This is a genomic window from Polaribacter staleyi, from assembly GCF_038024045.1.
GTDB classification, from domain to species: Bacteria; Bacteroidota; Bacteroidia; order Flavobacteriales; family Flavobacteriaceae; genus Polaribacter; species Polaribacter butkevichii.
The window spans coordinates 1,138,186-1,155,689 of record NZ_CP150665.1 but is presented as its reverse complement, the minus strand read 5'-3'; the positions used below and the strand labels follow the sequence as shown (position 1 = coordinate 1,155,689).

12 protein-coding genes are annotated in these 17,504 nt (G+C 30.5%); 7 read left to right on the top strand and 5 right to left on the bottom strand.

The window, feature by feature from the left end; translation table 11 throughout:
- The first annotated feature begins 18 nt into the window (after positions 1-18).
- The 3 genes from WHD07_RS04960 to WHD07_RS04950 all read left to right on the top strand — a co-directional run bounded on the left by WHD07_RS04960 (position 19) and on the right by WHD07_RS04950 (position 5,617).
- Positions 19-2,538 carry a PIG-L family deacetylase gene (locus tag WHD07_RS04960; RefSeq protein ID WP_343330305.1) on the top strand — a complete coding sequence of 840 codons (2,520 nt, stop codon included), beginning with the start codon at positions 19-21 and terminating at the stop codon, positions 2,536-2,538.
- Positions 2,539-2,916: 378 nt separating this feature from the next.
- Positions 2,917-4,638 (top strand): sodium:solute symporter family transporter, encoded by a 1,722-nt coding sequence (locus tag WHD07_RS04955; protein ID WP_343330304.1) that lies wholly within the window; start codon positions 2,917-2,919, stop codon positions 4,636-4,638.
- A 7-nt stretch (positions 4,639-4,645) separates the two neighbouring features.
- Positions 4,646-5,617 carry a Gfo/Idh/MocA family oxidoreductase gene (locus WHD07_RS04950; protein WP_343330303.1) on the top strand — a complete coding sequence of 324 codons (972 nt, stop codon included), beginning with the start codon at positions 4,646-4,648 and terminating at the stop codon, positions 5,615-5,617.
- A gap of 41 nt (positions 5,618-5,658) precedes the next feature.
- Here the strand turns inward: WHD07_RS04950 and WHD07_RS04945 are convergent, their stop codons facing one another.
- The 5 genes from WHD07_RS04945 to WHD07_RS04925 all read right to left on the bottom strand — a co-directional run bounded on the left by WHD07_RS04945 (position 5,659) and on the right by WHD07_RS04925 (position 10,803).
- Entirely contained in the window at positions 5,659-6,327 is a 669-nt protein-coding gene (locus WHD07_RS04945) for a 3'-5' exonuclease (RefSeq protein ID WP_343330302.1), read from the bottom strand.
- A 2-nt stretch (positions 6,328-6,329) separates the two neighbouring features.
- On the bottom strand, positions 6,330-8,246 hold the full coding sequence (locus WHD07_RS04940) for a DUF294 nucleotidyltransferase-like domain-containing protein (RefSeq protein ID WP_343330301.1): 1,917 nt from the start codon (positions 8,244-8,246) through the stop codon (positions 6,330-6,332).
- A 30-nt stretch (positions 8,247-8,276) separates the two neighbouring features.
- On the bottom strand, positions 8,277-9,044 hold the full coding sequence (locus WHD07_RS04935; protein ID WP_343330300.1) for a hypothetical protein: 768 nt from the start codon (positions 9,042-9,044) through the stop codon (positions 8,277-8,279).
- A 2-nt stretch (positions 9,045-9,046) separates the two neighbouring features.
- The gene (locus WHD07_RS04930) at positions 9,047-9,595 is read right to left on the bottom strand and encodes an NUDIX hydrolase (protein ID WP_343330299.1); all 549 of its coding nucleotides are present in this window, start codon (positions 9,593-9,595) and stop codon (positions 9,047-9,049) included.
- Between the two features lie 119 nt (positions 9,596-9,714).
- Entirely contained in the window at positions 9,715-10,803 is a 1,089-nt protein-coding gene (locus WHD07_RS04925; RefSeq protein WP_343330298.1) for a M42 family metallopeptidase, read from the bottom strand.
- Between the two features lie 295 nt (positions 10,804-11,098).
- Here WHD07_RS04925 and WHD07_RS04920 point away from each other — a divergent pair, with 295 nt between their 5' ends.
- The 4 genes from WHD07_RS04920 (at position 11,099) to WHD07_RS04905 (ending at position 17,484) form a co-directional block, all read left to right on the top strand.
- The gene (locus tag WHD07_RS04920) at positions 11,099-11,986 is read left to right on the top strand and encodes an ABC transporter ATP-binding protein (RefSeq protein ID WP_343330297.1); all 888 of its coding nucleotides are present in this window, start codon (positions 11,099-11,101) and stop codon (positions 11,984-11,986) included.
- 78 nt (positions 11,987-12,064) lie between these two features.
- Positions 12,065-15,718, top strand: a complete 3,654-nt coding sequence (locus WHD07_RS04915) for an ABC transporter permease/M1 family aminopeptidase (RefSeq protein ID WP_343330296.1) — start codon at positions 12,065-12,067, stop codon at positions 15,716-15,718.
- Between the two features lie 3 nt (positions 15,719-15,721).
- Positions 15,722-16,381, top strand: a complete 660-nt coding sequence (locus WHD07_RS04910; protein ID WP_105049208.1) for a lysoplasmalogenase — start codon at positions 15,722-15,724, stop codon at positions 16,379-16,381.
- 20 nt (positions 16,382-16,401) lie between these two features.
- The gene (locus tag WHD07_RS04905; RefSeq protein WP_343330295.1) at positions 16,402-17,484 is read left to right on the top strand and encodes an esterase-like activity of phytase family protein; all 1,083 of its coding nucleotides are present in this window, start codon (positions 16,402-16,404) and stop codon (positions 17,482-17,484) included.
- Positions 17,485-17,504: the final 20 nt, after the last annotated feature.

The window sequence follows — 17,504 nt, the reverse complement described above, 5'->3', positions numbered from 1 at the left end:
TATTGACCAATTATAATTATGAAGAAAATTTTACTTTCAATAGTTTCGGTTTTATTGATTTCAATATCCGTATTTGCACAACAACCTCAAAAATTAACCTCGAATCAGATTTATGAGAAAATTCAAAAACTGAATTTCCTTGGTACTGCTCTGTACATTGCTGCACATCCAGATGATGAAAACACACGATTAATTGCTTACTTAGCAAATAATGTAAAAGCAAGAACGGGTTATTTATCTTTAACAAGAGGAGATGGTGGTCAGAATTTAATTGGACCAGAAATTAGAGAATTATTAGGGGTTATTAGAACGCAAGAATTATTGGCAGCAAGAAGTATTGATGGTGGAGAACAACTATTTACAAGGGCGAATGATTTTGGATATTCTAAACATCCGGATGAAACCTTAGAAATATGGAATAAAGAAGCCGTTTTAAGTGATGTTGTTTGGGCAATTAGAACTTTTAAACCAGACGTTATTATTAACAGATTCGATCATAGAACTCCAGGCACAACACATGGGCATCATACAAGTTCTGCAATGTTAAGTGTAGCCGCTTTTGATATTGTTGCAGATTCTACAAAGTATCCATCTCAATTAAAATATACAGAAACTTGGTCTCCTAAAAGATTGTTTCAGAATACCTCTTCTTGGTTTTATAGAGGAAGAGAAGCGGAATTTAAAGAAAAAACCAAAAATTTTACAAAATTAGATGTAGGGGTTTATTATCCTTTAAAAGGTGTTTCTAATAACGAGTTGGCATCTATAGCAAGTAGCCAACATTTATGTCAGGGTTTTGGTAGGTTAACAACTAGAGGAAGCGAAAATGAATATCTAGAGTTTTTAAAAGGAGAAGCCTTAAAAGATGAAAATGATATTTTTTCAGGAATAAATACCACTTGGAACCGTCTTGAAAATGGAGGTGAAATTGGTGAGATTTTATATGATGTAGAAAATAATTTCGATTTTGTTAATCCATCTAAACATTTACCAAAATTGATGAATGCATATACTTTAATTGAAAAGCTAGAAGATACTCATTGGAGAATAATTAAAGAAAAACAAATTAAAGAAATTATTGAGGCTTGTGTAGGCTTATATATAGAGACTTCTGCAGTAAGTTCTTCTGCAATACCAAATTCTAAAATAGATGTAAATTTTGAAGTACTAAACAGAAGTTCTTTTCCGATGATATTGACTTCAATTACACCTACACTGGATAAAAAAATCATTTACAAAGGGTTTGATTTAGAGCAGAATAAAAAAATAAATTTTAAAGAAAATCTTTTAATAAAAACAGATGACTTTACAGATCCTTATTGGTTAAAAAAAGAACCATCTTTAGGGATGTATAAAGTAGACAATCAAGAATTGATTGGAAAACCAGAAACACCGAGAGTTGTAAAAATTGATTTTAATTTGGTGATTAATTATTTACCAATAACAATTACTAAAAATGTTGTTATGAGGTATGCGGAAAGAGATAAAGGAGAAATTTATGAGCCTTTTGAGGTGTTGCCAAAAGTAACAACTAAACTTAAAAATAAAGTACTTATTTTTTCTGACAGTATTGCTAAAAAAGTTAGTGTAGAGGTTAGGGCAGGAGCGAGTTATGTAAACGGAAAAGTGAGTTTAAAGGTTCCTGAAAATTGGAGCGTTACTCCTAATGAAGTTTCTTTTGATATTGCACAGAAAAAAGATAAACAAACCGTTTCTTTTATGGTATCTCCACCAAAAGAACAATCTGAAGGAAAGTTAGAAGTGCAAGCAACGATAGAAGGCAAAACGTATACAAAAGAATTGGTAGAAATTAACTACAGTCACATTCCTAAGCAATCTGTTTTATTAAATTCTGAAGCAAAAGTTGTTCGTTTAGATATTAAAAAAGCAGGAAATAAAATTGGGTATATTAAAGGTGCAGGAGATGTGGTTCCAGAAAGTTTACGTCAAATTGGGTATACTGTAGAAGATATCAATCCGTTAGAAATTAATGGTACTAATTTATTAAAGTACGATGCAATTGTTGTGGGAATTAGAGCTTATAATGTTGTTGATGAATTAAAATTTAAGCAAAAATTCTTATTAGAATATGTAGAAAAAGGAGGGAATATGATTGTACAATACAACACGAATAGAGGTGTAGATGTTGCAGCTCCTTTTGCTTTAGAGTTGTCTAGAGATCGTGTTACGGATGAATTTGCTGAGGTTACTATTTTAGATGCAGAGAATTCACTTTTAAACTTTCCTAATAAAATTACATCCGAAGATTTTAAAGGTTGGGTACAAGAACGTGGTTTGTATTTTCCTAGTTCTTGGGATACTGCTTATACGCCAATTTTATCGATGCACGACAAAGGCGAAACCGCTAAAAAGGGAAGTTTGTTAATTGCAAAATATGGTAAAGGAAATTATATGTACACTGGTTTAAGTTTCTTTAGAGAATTACCAGCAGGAGTTTCTGGTGCTTATAAATTATTTGCAAATATGTTGTCTGTAAAGAAAAATGAAACAGTAGCAAAAGAGGCTGCTAAAAAGTAGTTTTTGTTATTTCTGCACAGGCAGGAATCTTTAAAAAAGTAAGTTTAGATTGCTTTTTTTATAAGAATCACAAAAGCAATTAAACAAGTTTAGCCCTGATTGAAACGGCATCCTTTTTATGGCTTTTTTAAAATTGTCATTGCGAGGAACGAAGCAATTTGCTAGCTTAAAAGAAATTGCCGCAGTTTACAAAAAAAGTAAACTTGGTAATGAGAAGCATAAAAAGATATAGTGGAAAGCAGGAAATAGCTTCAAAAAAAACACAACATGAAAGGACAAAAATACACTTGGAAAAAAGAATATTCAATGGTTTTAATAGCCAATGTAATTTACATTATTGCGTTTTATTTTATTTCAAATTATTTTACGGTTTAAGCAATGGAGATAACAAGTAAATTACATTATATAGATTGGATTATTTTGTCTGTTACCTTAGTTTTTATTGTGGCATACGGAACCTACGTTACCCGAAAAAATGCCAACGTAACAGATTATATTAAGGGTGGAAGTGACTCGAAATGGTGGACGATTGGTTTGTCTGTAATGGCAACTCAGGCCAGTGCAATTACCTTTTTATCAACTCCAGGACAAGCGTTTCATAGCGGAATGGGGTTTGTGCAATTTTACTTCGGTTTGCCAATTGCAATGATTATTATTTGTGTGGTTTTTATACCGATTTATCATAAGTTAAAAGTCTACACTGCCTATGAATTTTTAGAAGGAAGATTCGATTTAAAAACAAGAAGTTTAGCGGCAATTTTGTTTTTAGTTCAACGTGGATTGGCCGCAGGAATTACCATTTTTGCACCGGCAATTATTTTAAGTGCGGTGTTAGATTGGGATTTGCTAACCTTAAATATTTTGATTGGGTTTTTAGTGATTATTTACACTGTTTCTGGAGGTACAAAGGCGGTAAATGTAACGCAGAAACAACAAATGATTATCATTTTTATAGGAATGCTAATTGCATTTTTTATGATTATGAGTCAGCTACCAGAGAATATTACTTTTACAAAAGCTTTAGAAATTGCAGGGGCTAGTAATAAAATGCAAGTGCTAGATTTTTCTTTTGATTTAAGCAATAGATATACCGTTTGGACTGGTGTTTTAGGAGGAACCTTTTTAATGTTATCGTATTTTGGTACAGATCAAAGTCAGGTGCAACGTTATTTGTCTGGAAAATCGGTTAGAGAAAGTCAGTTAGGTTTAATTTTTAATGGCTTGTTAAAAGTACCAATGCAGTTTTTTATCTTGTTAATTGGGGTAATGGTTTTTGTTTTTTACCAGTTTAATGCCTCTCCTTTAAACTTTAATCCTACAGCAAATGATGCGGTTCAGAATTCTGAGTATTTAGCAGAATATCAAGAGTTAGAAAAAGAGCACACGATTATAGAGAACGATAAAAGATTGTTGTTTTCTGATGGATTTCAGGTGGAAGAAAAAGAAAGAATTCAAGAATTAAATACAAGAGATTTAGAGCTGAAAGAATCGGCAAAAGCAATTATAAAAAAGGTGGATGAGAAGTCGATAAAAAAGATAGAATCGAATGACAAAGATTATGTGTTTATTCATTTTATTTTAAACAATTTACCAAGAGGATTAATCGGACTTTTATTGGCGGTAATTTTATCTGCAGCAATGTCTTCTACCGCATCAGAATTAAATGCCTTGGCAAGTACAACAGCCATAGATTTGTACAAGCGAAATGTAAAAGAAGAAAAGAGCGAAGAGCATTATGTAAAAGCTTCTAAATGGTTTACGTTGGCTTGGGGAATTATTGCTATTTCGGTGGCTTGTATTGCTAATTTATTTGATAATTTAATTCAGCTTGTAAATATTATTGGTTCTATTTTCTATGGTAATGTTTTAGGGATTTTCTTGTTAGCGTTTTTTGTTCGATTTGTTACAGGAAATGCAGTTTTTGTGGCAGCATTAATAACACAAGCTTTAATTATTGTTGTATTTTTACTTGATTGGTTGCCGTATTTATGGCTCAATTTATTAGGATGTGTATTGGTAATGGCAATTGCAATTTTAATACAAACATTTATACCTTCTAAAGGTAATCCTTCGGATAATTTAAAAACAGTAGAAATATAAATAAGTTATGGGCAATAAAGTAATTAAATGGGGAATTATAGGGCTTGGTAATATTGCTCAAAAATTTGCTACAGATTTAGCAACAGTAGAAAATGCAGAATTAGTTGCAGTAGCTTCTAGAAGTCAAGAAAATGCAGATGAATTTGCAAGAAAATACAACTCAAAAAAAGCCTATAATTCGTATTTAGATTTAGCAAAAGATGCTGAGGTAGATGCTGTTTATATTGCAACACCACATAGTTTTCATAAAGAACATGCCATACTTTGTTTGCAACATAAAAAAGCTGTTTTATGTGAGAAACCTTTTGCAATGAATTTGCAAGAAGTAGAAGAAATGATTGCTGTAGCTAAAGAAAAGAATGTGTTGTTAATGGAAGCTTTATGGACGTATTTTCTACCACACTACACGTATGTTTTAGAATGCTTAAAAAATGAGAAATTTGGTAAGCTTTTAAAACTAGAAGCCGATTTCGGTTTTTTTAGAGCATTTGATAATGATAGTAGATTGTTTAAGAAAGAAGTGGGTGGTGGTAGTTTGTTAGATATTGGTATTTATCCAATTTTTGCAGCTTTGTCTACTTTAGGTAAGCCAGATGTAATAGAAGCAGGTGCTACTTTTTTTGATAATGGTGCAGACTCATCTTGTAATATGACTTTTAATTATACAGATACCAAAGCTGTTTTAAAAAGTACCTTGGTAGAAGATACAGCCACAGAAGCCATTTTTACATGCGAAAGAGGTGTTATAAAAATAAATACCATGTTTCATATGCCTACAACGGTAACTGTTATAGAAAATGGTAAAGAAGAAATTATTGATTTTAACTATAAAACAATTGGTTATAATTTTGAAACAATACATTTTAATAACCTGCTAAGAACAAACCAAAAAGAAAGTGATTTAATGACTTTTGATTTCTCTATAAATTTAATTAAAACCTTAGATAAGGTTAGAACTATTATTGGCTTGGAGTATTAAAAAGTAATTTTAAAGAACTGTTATAGTATTTGTTTTTATGGTTACGACAGTAAATCTTTAAGCGTTAAATTATCGCTTTTGTTTAAACGAGCTACTATTTTTAAAAAGACAATTGCAGTAATTAAAGCGTCTCCACTTGCGGTATGTCTATCACTTTTAGAAACATTTAATTCGTCACAAACTCTATCTAAAGTATAGCGCTCTCGCGGTAAGGAACTTTGATAAACAGGATGTTTAGAGTTTCTGTATAAAGTTTCGGTATCTAAGGTTTTGTTTTTAAGACTTGGTAAGTGATGTCTTTCTAGTATTTGATTAATCATTGCAACATCAAAACCAACATGATGTCCTACTAAAACAGCGTTGCCAATGTATTTTAAAAATTGTTTTAACGCCTCCATTTCTTCAATTTTGGTAATGTTTCCTTCTTTTAAAATACCATGAATATGTACCGTTTCCGGATTAAAAACATTTTGTTTTAAATACACCTCAAAACCATCATTTACGTGTATGGTATTATTTAACAAGGCTACTGCACCAATAGATAAAATTCGGTCTTTCATTTTATTAAAACCCGTTGTTTCTGTGTCAAAAACAACAAATCTAGTTTCGTTAATAGGTAGATTTGGGGTGTTTTCAAAATGTTCCTGATACCTTAAAAAGTAAGGAGGAAGGTCTTGTTTTTCTTTTTTGTGAAACCAATTAAACTTCATAGTTACATTATATTGGCTAAGCTAAACCTTGTAGATAGTACTTCTTGAATTTCTCTAATTGGTTTAAAGCATCTTTTTAGTTTTAATTTTTCTTCTTTTGTGAGTGATTCTAATTTTATAAATTTTCCAGAATCGTTGTGTAATATGCCTTGTTTTGTTTTAAACTTTAAGAGAGCTTTAAAAGCATAAGAGCAAGATTGGTATAGCTCTTTGTTTTGAGGTTCTATTTGTGCTAATTTTTCAAAACGTTGCGCCGTATTATTAATTTCAAAGATATTATTAGAAAGTGTTAAAAGTCTTGCCGCATTAATTAATGGCATTAAAGCTCTTTTTTTGATGTTAAAAGAATCCTTATGGTCTCCATTATTTTCTACTAAAAACTGTTTAAAAAAACCTAAAGGAGAAGGGCTTGCAACAGCCTCTTTTGCTAAAAGTTGATATAAATGGCTTCTTTCGTTTAGTGTTTTAAAAATACTTTTTGTTAATTCTTTTGCCATCGATGCATCTCCATAAACTGCATTAAAATCAAAGAAAATAGAAGATAATAGAATGGCTTTTTCATCAACATTTAAAATCCAATCGTTAAATTGGTCTTTCCATTCTGTTAAAGACATACACCATTTTGGGTTGCTCCCCATCATTTCTGCAGGACAATATTCATAACCTATTTTGTGTAGCGATTTTGTAATATAACTTGCTAGTTTTAAAAAATAGGCTTTGGTTTCTTTATAAAGATCTTTGTCTATGTCGTCAAAAATTAACGCATTGTCTTGGTCTGTGTACAAGAGTTGTTCTTTTCTGCCTTGGCTTCCTAATGCTAACCAGGTAAATTTTACTGGAGGCGGAGTATCCATCTTTTTTAATGAAAGTTCAACAACTCTCATGGTAACACTATCGTTAATTTCTGATATAATTTTAGAAATATGCGATAATGGAATGTTTTGTTCTAGATATGATTTTAAAAGACGGTTTGCTTTTTCTCTAATTTCACGAATTTCTTTCGTTTTTTTAGCACGTTTAATTTCTTTTAATATCACCGTAGGATTGTTTCCTAAAGAAGCTAAAACATCATGATTTGTTAAAATTCCGATTAATTTAGAGTTGCTTGTTCCATCTGTTGTAATGCATAAATGACCAACGTTATGTTTAATCATTTGTAATTGTGCATCTAAAACAGTTAAGTTTTTAGACTGTGTTATTACCGGAGAAGACATAATTTCTTTTACAGAAGTATCAATAGAAAAAAGCCCTGTTGCTATTTTATTTTTAAAATCACTATTGGTAATAATTCCTTTAGGTATGCATCCATCATCTACCACAACAATACAGCTAATTCTTTGATTGCTCATTTTTATAGCAGCCTCTTTAATGGTTGTTTTTATGGTACAACTTAAAGGTTTTTTAGTGTAGTTTACAGAATGTAAATTAGAATACGCTAAATTATCTTTTTCTATATAATCGGTAAAAACATTGTTGTTTTGTTCGTTTGTATAAGGATCAAAAGATTTAGAAGCAAAAGAAGTTAGCAGAAACTTATTAATTTTTAAACTTTTTTCAGAGACTTCTTCGAAGGTTTCAATAGGAATACCGTACACAATAGATTCTTCATTAGCAATGGCATCTAACAAATAGTTTTCTTTACTTATTAAAGGTCTTAAACCAAAAATATCTCCACCATCACAGATGTCTATTAACGATTTTTGATCTTTAGAATTTTTGTACAAGCTAATCCCTCCATTTCTTACAATGTAAAATTGCTTGTGATTTGTATCGTTTTGATGGTAAATAGCTTTTCCTTTTTCTAAATATATGATAGATACCTGAGAAGCTATTTTTAATATTTTCTTAGAAGTTAATAGGTTAAAAGGTGGGTAGTTTTTTAAAAAATCGTAAACGCGTTCTGCTATTGAGTTTTTCATCTTTTGTGTATTTGTTGATAAACTTTATTCCTAACTTTTGCTAACTGGCGTTTTTTCTAAATCGTAAACAGCAGTAGAAATATCTACCTGAAACCAATTTTTAAACATTTTGTAATTACGTCTTTGTGGCCATTCTTTTTTATTAGTGTGCCAACCATCTAGTTCCATCATAAAATATTTATCAAACTTCTTTTTTAAATGAGTTTCAATATCTTCGAAACTACTATTGTTAATTAGATAAATATTAACGTCATTAAAAGTTGTTGCATCAATTTTAGAATCTGGATAGATATTGTTGTGCCAATCTATAAAAGGTTGTAAAGGTTTTATAGAAATTGCAGATCTATTAATATAATTTTCTTCAAAATCATCGATTTCTTCATTAGGGAAATCCATTTGTAACATCTCAGAAAGGTAGTCGTCTTCAGACTGTGTTGTTACATTTAATTTTGGAGTACCATTCATTTCAAAGAAATGAAAATCGACTATAAATTCTGTAAACTCTTTAAAATGATTGACTTTATAGGTTGTCATTTTTTCTAACAATCGATAATCTTCGCCATCTTCTTTTGCTAACGTAACAATGTTTTTAAATTCAGAGGTATCTAAAATAGATCTCATATTTCCTAAGTTCCAAGTATTTTGGGCAAACTCATATACGTCTTCGTGATATTCATAATCTTTAAATTCATCATTAAAGTGATTCACAAATTTTTCTAATAATGTAGAGTAATTTACTTCTGTATTTTGAATATTACTGCTGTCTCCAAATAAATTTACAACCTTATTTTTTTTCATTTTCATCTTTTGTGTATTTGTTGATGAATTTTATTATATACCGAACAATAATAGTCATGAAACCTAGAAAGTAAAATATTTTCAAGATTTTCTGTGTTTTTTAAAGTTGATAAATCAAATAATTGAATCGCATCAACTTCTTCTTTTTGAATGGTTAAAGTTGATAAAGGAACTTTTAATTCTGCTATAAAAACATGATGATGTTCGTTGTCTTGAATTCCGTTTGCATGAGTAACTTGATGAATTCTTGTGCCAATTTTGATGAGGTCTTTTTCTGTTAATTGCAAACCGATTTCTTCTAAGACTTCTCTTTTTGCTGATGTTAAAATTTCTTCTCCTGCACCAACATGTCCTGCCACAGAAATATCCCACATACCTGGAAATACTTTCTTTGTTAAAGCTCTTTTTTGAAGTAGTATTTTTTCATCCGAAGTAAATAACCACACATGAACAGTGGCATGAAACCAACCATTTTTATGCGCTTCAGATTTTAAAGCTGTTTTTCCTGTTGGTTTTCCATCAGGAGTTAAAATGTCGATGAGTTCATCCATGTTTTTTAACCGCAAAGTTCGCAAAGAAACCGCAAAGGTCACAAAGTAGTGTTAATTATTCTTTGCGACCTTCTCGAAAACTTAGTGCCTTTGCGTTTTATATATTATTATTATTATTATTATTCAAAGTAAGAAAAAGTTTCTCCGTCTTTGATGTTTAATAACGTTTCGTAAATCATTTTAATTACGTTCTCTACATCTTCTCTATGCACCATTTCTACAGTGGTGTGCATGTAACGTAATGGTAAAGAAATTAAAGCAGAAGCTACGCCACCGTTACTATATGCAAAAGCATCTGTATCTGTACCGGTTGCTCTAGAAAGTGCAGAACGCTGAAAAGGAATCTTTTTAGCTTCGGCAGTTTCTGTAATTAAATCGCGTAATTTTTGTTGTACAGCAGGTGCGTAAGCCACTACAGGTCCTTTACCTAATTCTAAATGACCAGCTGTTTTTTTGTCAATCATTGGCGTAGTAGTATCATGTGTAACGTCCGTAACAATGGCAACATTTGGTTTTATGGTTTGTGTAATCATTTCTGCACCACGCAAACCAATTTCTTCTTGTACAGAATTTGTAATGTACAATCCAAAAGGCAATTCTTTTTTGTTTTCTTTTAATAAACGAGCAACTTCGGCAATCATAAAACCACCCATTCTGTTGTCTAAAGCTCTACAAACAAATTTGTCTCCGTTTAAGATATGAAATTCATCTGGGTAGGTAATTACACAACCAACATGAACTCCTAATTTTTCTACTTCTTCTTTTGTAGCACAACCTGTATCAATAAAAATATTATCTGGTTTAGGTGCTTGTTCATTAGCTTTATCTCTAGTGTGTATTGCTGGCCATCCAAAAACACCTTTTACTATTCCGTTTTTAGTATGAATATTTACAATTTTACTAGGTGCAATTTGATGATCTGAACCACCATTTCTAATCACGTAAATTAATCCGTTATCAGAAATATAATTTACATACCAAGAAATTTCATCCGCATGTCCTTCAATAACAACTTTATATTTTGCATCTGGGTTTATTACACCTACAGCAGAACCGTAAGTATCGGTAATAAATGTATCTACATAAGGTTTTAGATAGTCCATCCAAATTTTCTGGCCTTCCCATTCGTAACCCGTAGGTGCCGCATTGTTAAGGTATTTTTCTAAAAATGTAAGAGAATCTTTATTTAATATTGATTTTTTTGACATGGTATATTTGTTTAAAATTTTGAAAAGTATTAAAATTAAAATGTCTGTTTGTAGGTTTTCTTTTTATAGAATTGAAAAAGAAAAAGTATTGAGAGCATTTTGTATTTCCAATGGTAAAAATAATACGATTTTTTATGAATTCCATTAAAATAATCACAAAAAAGTGTAACAAAAGTGCTTACTTTTACACTTATCAGTAATTCTCATTTTTAAGAGAAACAGATTTTTTAAAGGAAACTTGGGCAAAAGCTAAGGAGAAGTCCTTTTTAAGATAAAAATCAATAAAACCAAGAATATGAAGTTAGTAATTGAAAATTTAACCAAGACTTATAAAAACGGAGTAAAAGCTATTGATAATTTAAGTATCGAGATTGGTACAGGAATGTTTGGTTTATTAGGTCCAAATGGCGCAGGGAAATCATCATTAATGAGAACCATTGCAACATTACAAAGTCCAGATTCTGGTTCAATTACTTTTGGTGATATTAAGGTTTTAGAAGACAATATGTCTTTGCGCAAAGTATTAGGTTATTTGCCACAATCTTTTGGTGTGTACCCTAAAATGTCTGCAGAAGATTTGTTAGATTATTTTGCAACTTTAAAAGGGATCGCTAATAAAGCAGAAAGAAAAGCAATTGTAAAAGAGGTTTTAGAGATTACCAATTTGTATGATGTAAGGCGTAAATACGTTGCTGGTTATTCTGGCGGAATGAAACAACGCTTCGGAATTGCACAGTTGCTTTTAAATAACCCAAAATTAATTATTGTTGATGAACCTACAGCGGGTTTAGATCCGGCAGAAAGACATCGTTTTTTAAATGTTTTACGTGAAGTTGGTAGTAATTGTACGGTTATTTTTTCTACACATATTGTAGAAGATGTAAAGGAATTATGTAATGAAATGGCCATTTTAAATGGAGGACGAATTTTAAAGCATTCTACACCACAAAAAGCAACGGAAGAATTAAAAAACACTATTTGGACAAAGATTATAGCTAAAGATGATTTAGAAGAAAACCTGAAACTTTATAATGTATTGTCTAGAAATTTTAATACAGACAATACATTAAACATAAGGGTACATGCTGCAGAAAAACCTTCGGAAGATTTTATTGCTGCAACTCCACAGTTAGACGATGTGTATTTTATCGCTTTAAAACAAGACGAACCACAATTAGTTTAACGTTTTAGGTTTAAAGTTCATAGTTTTGAGTGGGCTTACAATTACACAATTAAACAATTACACTTTTACACATTTTATATGTTTTCAACTATCTTTAAACAAGAATTAAAATATTGGTTTAATAGGCCTGCATTTTATATTTATATAAGTATTTTCTTTGTACTAGCGTTCTTTTTATCGGCAGCTTCAGCCGGTTTTTTCGATTCTGTAACCGCCACCACTGGTTCTTCTAGAATTGTAAATTCGCCAATAGGTATTTCGGGGTTGTTTAATGCGTTAACCATTTTTATATTCTTCTTATTTCCTTCTATTGTTGGGGTTTCTGTGTATAGAGATTTTAAAAGCGAAATGCATACGATCTTATATTCCTACCCTTTTACCAAAGCTAATTATTTGTTTGCAAAGTTTTTTAGTGCAATAACCATTGTTTCTATTATTGTGTTTTCTATTGCATTAGGTATGATTATTGGTTTTCGTTTTCCAGGTACAAATTCAGATATTGTAGGTGCGTTTAATATAACGAGTTACTTACAAACATATTTCGTTTTTATTTTACCAAATGTATTGTTGTTCGGTGCCATTGTTTTTGCTGTTGTAGCGTTTACGAGAAATATTGCAGCTGGTTTTATTACGGTTATTATATTAATGTTTGGTCAAGGGGTTTTAGAAAGCTTACTTTCTGATCCAGAACATAGAGCTTTAGCTGCTATTTTAGATCCGTTTGGTTCTGCAGCAACTAATTATTATACAAAATATTGGACACCTTCTGAACAAAATGAATTACAGATTCCTATCAAAGAAATGATTGTTTATAATCGTTTATTATGGTTGGCAATTTCAACTGTAATTTTCGGGTTGGTTTATCGTTTTTTTACTTTTAGTCAGAATGCTATTTCTATCTCTTTTAGAAAAACGAAAGGAGAAAGAATTACAAAAACCAACTTTAGCGGAATTACTAAAATTACCTTACCAAAGGTTTCTTATGATTATTCTTTTCTTCAGAATTTAAAAACTACTTGGAGATTATCTAATATCGATTTTAAGTACATTATTAAAAGTTGGGCTTTTATTTCTATTGTTTTAGTTGGGTTGATACTTATTGTTGTAATGTTGTCTGAGGTTGGAAACCTCTTTGGAACGCCTACATTACCCGTAACTTGGAAAATGATTAATTTGGGAGGTGTGTTTTTTGGTTCTATAAATATTTGTACATTTTTGTATGCAGGTATGTTGGTACACAGGGCTAAAATTGCAAAAATAAATCATTTGGTAGATGCAACTCCAATACCAAATTGGACACTTTTGTTTTCTAAATTAATTGCCCTGATAAAAATGCAATTGGTTTTATTAGCTGTAATTATTATTTCTGGTATGGCTTTTCAAGTCTATAAAGGTTACTATGATTTTGAAATTGGACATTACTTTTTAGAACTGTATTTTTTAAGTTTTATCAGTCTAATTATTTGGGCATTGTTATCCATATTTGTGCAAACGTTAATTGGTAATCCTTATTTAGGTTTATTTGTATTGTTGGTAATTTCTATTGGTATGCCTTTTTTATCTTTGGCAGGTATAGAGCAATCTATTTTTAAATACAATCAAGGTCCTGGGTTTAATTATTCTGATATGAATGGTTATGGGGCAACTTTATTGCCTTATTTATCATATAAAATTTATTGGATTTTATGTGGATTATTACTTTTAATAGTATCGTTTTTATTCTGGGTTCGTGGAATTCCGAGTTCGTTTGTAGAGCGAATCGAAATTGCTAAAACTCGTTTTAAAGGTTTTGCAGCCATTAGTTTTGGGGTGTTTTTAATGGCTTTTTTAGCATTGGGATATTCAATTTATCAAGAAACCGGAACAAAATCTAAAAAAACATCTTCTAAACAAGCAGAATTGCAAAGTGTATCTTGGGAAAAAACCTATAAAAAATACGAAGGCTACGCACAACCTAGAATTGTTAGCGTTACTGCGGATGTAAATATTTTTCCGAAAGAAAGATTATTTGATGCTGCTGCAACCTATATTATGGTGAATAAAACAAACGAGGCTATTGATACCTTGTTTTTAAATCATAATTCATTAGAAAGTACTTTTGAATTTAATAAAGAGAACACTTTGGTTTTAGAAGATACCATTCAGCATTTTGATATGTATCAATTTAAAAATAAAATATTACCAGGAGATACGTTGCAGCTTTCTTTTACTGTAAAAAGTAAGAAAAACACCAATTACAGAAGAAGGTCTCCGGTAAGAGAAAACGGAACATTTATCAATAATTTTGCTATGTTTCCTTCTTTAGGCTATTCTTCTCAGGCGGAATTAACAGATAATAAAACACGTAAAAAATACAAGTTACCCGTTAATGATTTGCGCCCTGAACCTACAGATTCAACAGCTTTAGGAGATACTTACATTTCTAAAGATTCTGATTGGATTGATTTTGAAGCAACCGTTTCTACATCAAAAGACCAAATTGCTATTGCTCCAGGATATTTACAAAAAGAATGGACAGAAGGTAATAGAAAATACTTTCATTATAAAATGGATAGTAAAATATTGAATTTCTATGCTTTTAATTCAGCCAGATATCAAGTTAAAAAAGAACTTTGGAAAGGAATTAGCTTAGAAATTTATTATCATAAAGGACATGAGTATAATTTAGATAGAATGATGAAAGGGATGAAAGCATCGTTAGACTATAATTCTAAAAACTTTAGTCCTTATCAACACAAACAATTAAGAATCGTAGAGTTTCCAAGAACAGGAGGAAGCTATGCACAATCTTTTCCAAATACAATTCCGTTTTCAGAAGGAGTTGGTTTTATTGCAGATGTAGATGATAAAAATGATGATGGTGTAGATTATCCGTTTGCAATTACAGTGCATGAAGTGGCGCATCAATGGTGGGCGCATCAGGTAATTGGTGCCGATGTTTTAGGAGCCACCATGTTGTCGGAAAGTTTATCTGAATATGTTGCTTTAAAAGTGCTAGAACATCAACAAGGAAAAGAAAAAATGCGCACTTTTTTAAAGAAAGCATTAGATGATTATTTAATGCAAAGAACCATGGAAACAAAACGAGAAAATGCATTGATGTATAATGACGGGCAAGGATATATTAGGTATCAAAAAGGTTCTCTAGTTTTTTATGCTTTAAGTGATTATATTGGTGAAGAAAATTTAAATGGTGCTTTAAAAAAGTATGTAGAAAAAGTAAAGTTTCAAGAAGCACCTTATACCACTTCTGTAGAAATGGTAAACTATATTAAAGCTGCAACGCCAGATTCTTTACAATATGTTATTAAAGATATGTTTGAAACCATTACGTTGTATAGAAACAGGGTTTTAGAGGCAAAATCTACAGAATTAGAAAACGGAAAATATAAGGTAGAAATAGAGTTTGAAGTTTCTAAATATAGAAATGATGAAAAAGGAAAACGCTATTACGGTGAACAAGTTGGCGATACTTTGTCTTACAAAACAGACAAAATGAATAAAGCTATTTTATCTGTTCCGTTGGCAGATTATATTGATATTGGTATTTTTACAGAAGAAGAGGTTGATGGGATGAAGAAAGAAAAGGAATTGTATTTACAGAAACATAAGATTACGCAAATCAATAATAAAGTTACCATTATTGTTGATAAAAAACCAGTTGAGGTAGGTGTAGATCCTTATAATAAATTGATTGACACACAATCTGATGATAACAGAAGGAAATTGTAAGTGATGAAATACCAAAGTAATATATTATCTGCTTCAGCATTATTTTTAATAATTGCAGTATTGCAAATTTTAGGGGTTTTATTTAACGATACTTTGGCTTTTGTATCGAGTCCGTTTATAACCATTTCTTTGGTGATTGTTTACTTAACATCGGTAAATAAAGTAAATTTAGGTTATACGGCTGCATTGTTTTTTTCTTTTTGGGGAGATCTTTTTTTACTTTTTAAAGCAGAATTTTTCTTGTTTGGACTAGTTTTCTTTTTAATTGCTCAAGTTTTATTTATAAAAGTTTCGATTAGTTTTTTAATAAAAAAAAGTTTTACTAAAACAGTGTTATCTTCTATACCATTTTTAATTGTTTTGGGAAGTGTCGTTTATGTAATAAATGAACGTTTAGGAGAAATGTTATTCCCAATAATTGTTTACGGAATTGTTATTTGTTCTTTTGGTACAATTACTTTATTAAATTATTTACAAGAAAAAAGCACAGAAAATTTATGGTTATTCTTAGGAGCCGTATTTTTTATATTGTCGGATAGTTTATTTGTAATTCATAAGTTTTATGACATCAATGAAGTGTATAGAGTTAGTATAACAATTACTTATATTTTGGCGCAGTATCTTATTTGCAAAGCAATGATTGCTAAGAGTACAAAAGCTTAAATAAAAAAATAATAATTTTAATGAAAAATCTATTTTTAATACTTTTCGCATTTAGTGTTTTTGTATCTTGTAAAAAGGATCAAAAAACAAGTTTAACATTTTTAGATGAATTTGTTTTAGCAGATTCAATAGCTTTTCAGCATTCAATTATTGGCGGTTTATCTGGTTTAGATTATGCAAACGGAGCTTATTATTTTGTTGTAGACGATGCTCACAATCCTCGTTTTGTAAAAGCCGAAATTGGCATTCAAAAAAATAAGATACAAGCTGTAGATTTTAAAAATGTAGTTTTTTTAAAGGATAGTACAACTATGTATTATAGAGAAAATGCCTTAGATCTAGAATCTATTTTTGTAGATGAAGAAAAACAAGAAGTTAATTTTGTAGGTGAGGGGTCTATTCATAATGATAAAAGTCCAACTATTTTTACAACCGATTTAAACGGTAAATTTATAGAAGCTTACACACTACCTAAAAGTTTAAGCAATAATAAAGTAATAAAACACAATGCTGTTTTTGAAGGTTCTTCTAAAAGTTTTGATGGCAAAGGGTTTTGGGTGGCTATGGAAGCGCCATTAAAAACAGACGGAGAAGAGCCTACTTTTACAAAAACATCATCTCCTGTAAGAATTACTTATTTTGATAAAACATCAAAAAAAGCAACCAAACAGTTTGCGTATCAATTAGAACATATTACAAAACCATCAAAAGGAAACATTAATTTAAATGGCGTTACGTCTATTTTAGAATATAAAGAAAATCATTTTTTTATCATAGAAAGAACCTACCAAAGTGGGTATGGAGCACATGGAAATATTGTAAGGATTTTTGATGCAGTTTTAGATGAGCAAACTACCAATGTGTTAAATATAGGTGCGTTAAAAGAAACAACATTTATTCCGCTTAAAAAGCGATTGTTATTAAATTTTGAAGATGTAAAAGATCAATTAACAGACGGAATTATAGATAACATAGAAGGACTTACTTTTGGTCCGAAATTAGCAAACGGAAATCAATCTTTAATTTTAGTTTCTGATGATAATTTTCAATTGTATGGAAAACAATTAAATCAATTTATTTTATTAGAAATTAACAATCAATAATTTCTACAAGTACTAATTTA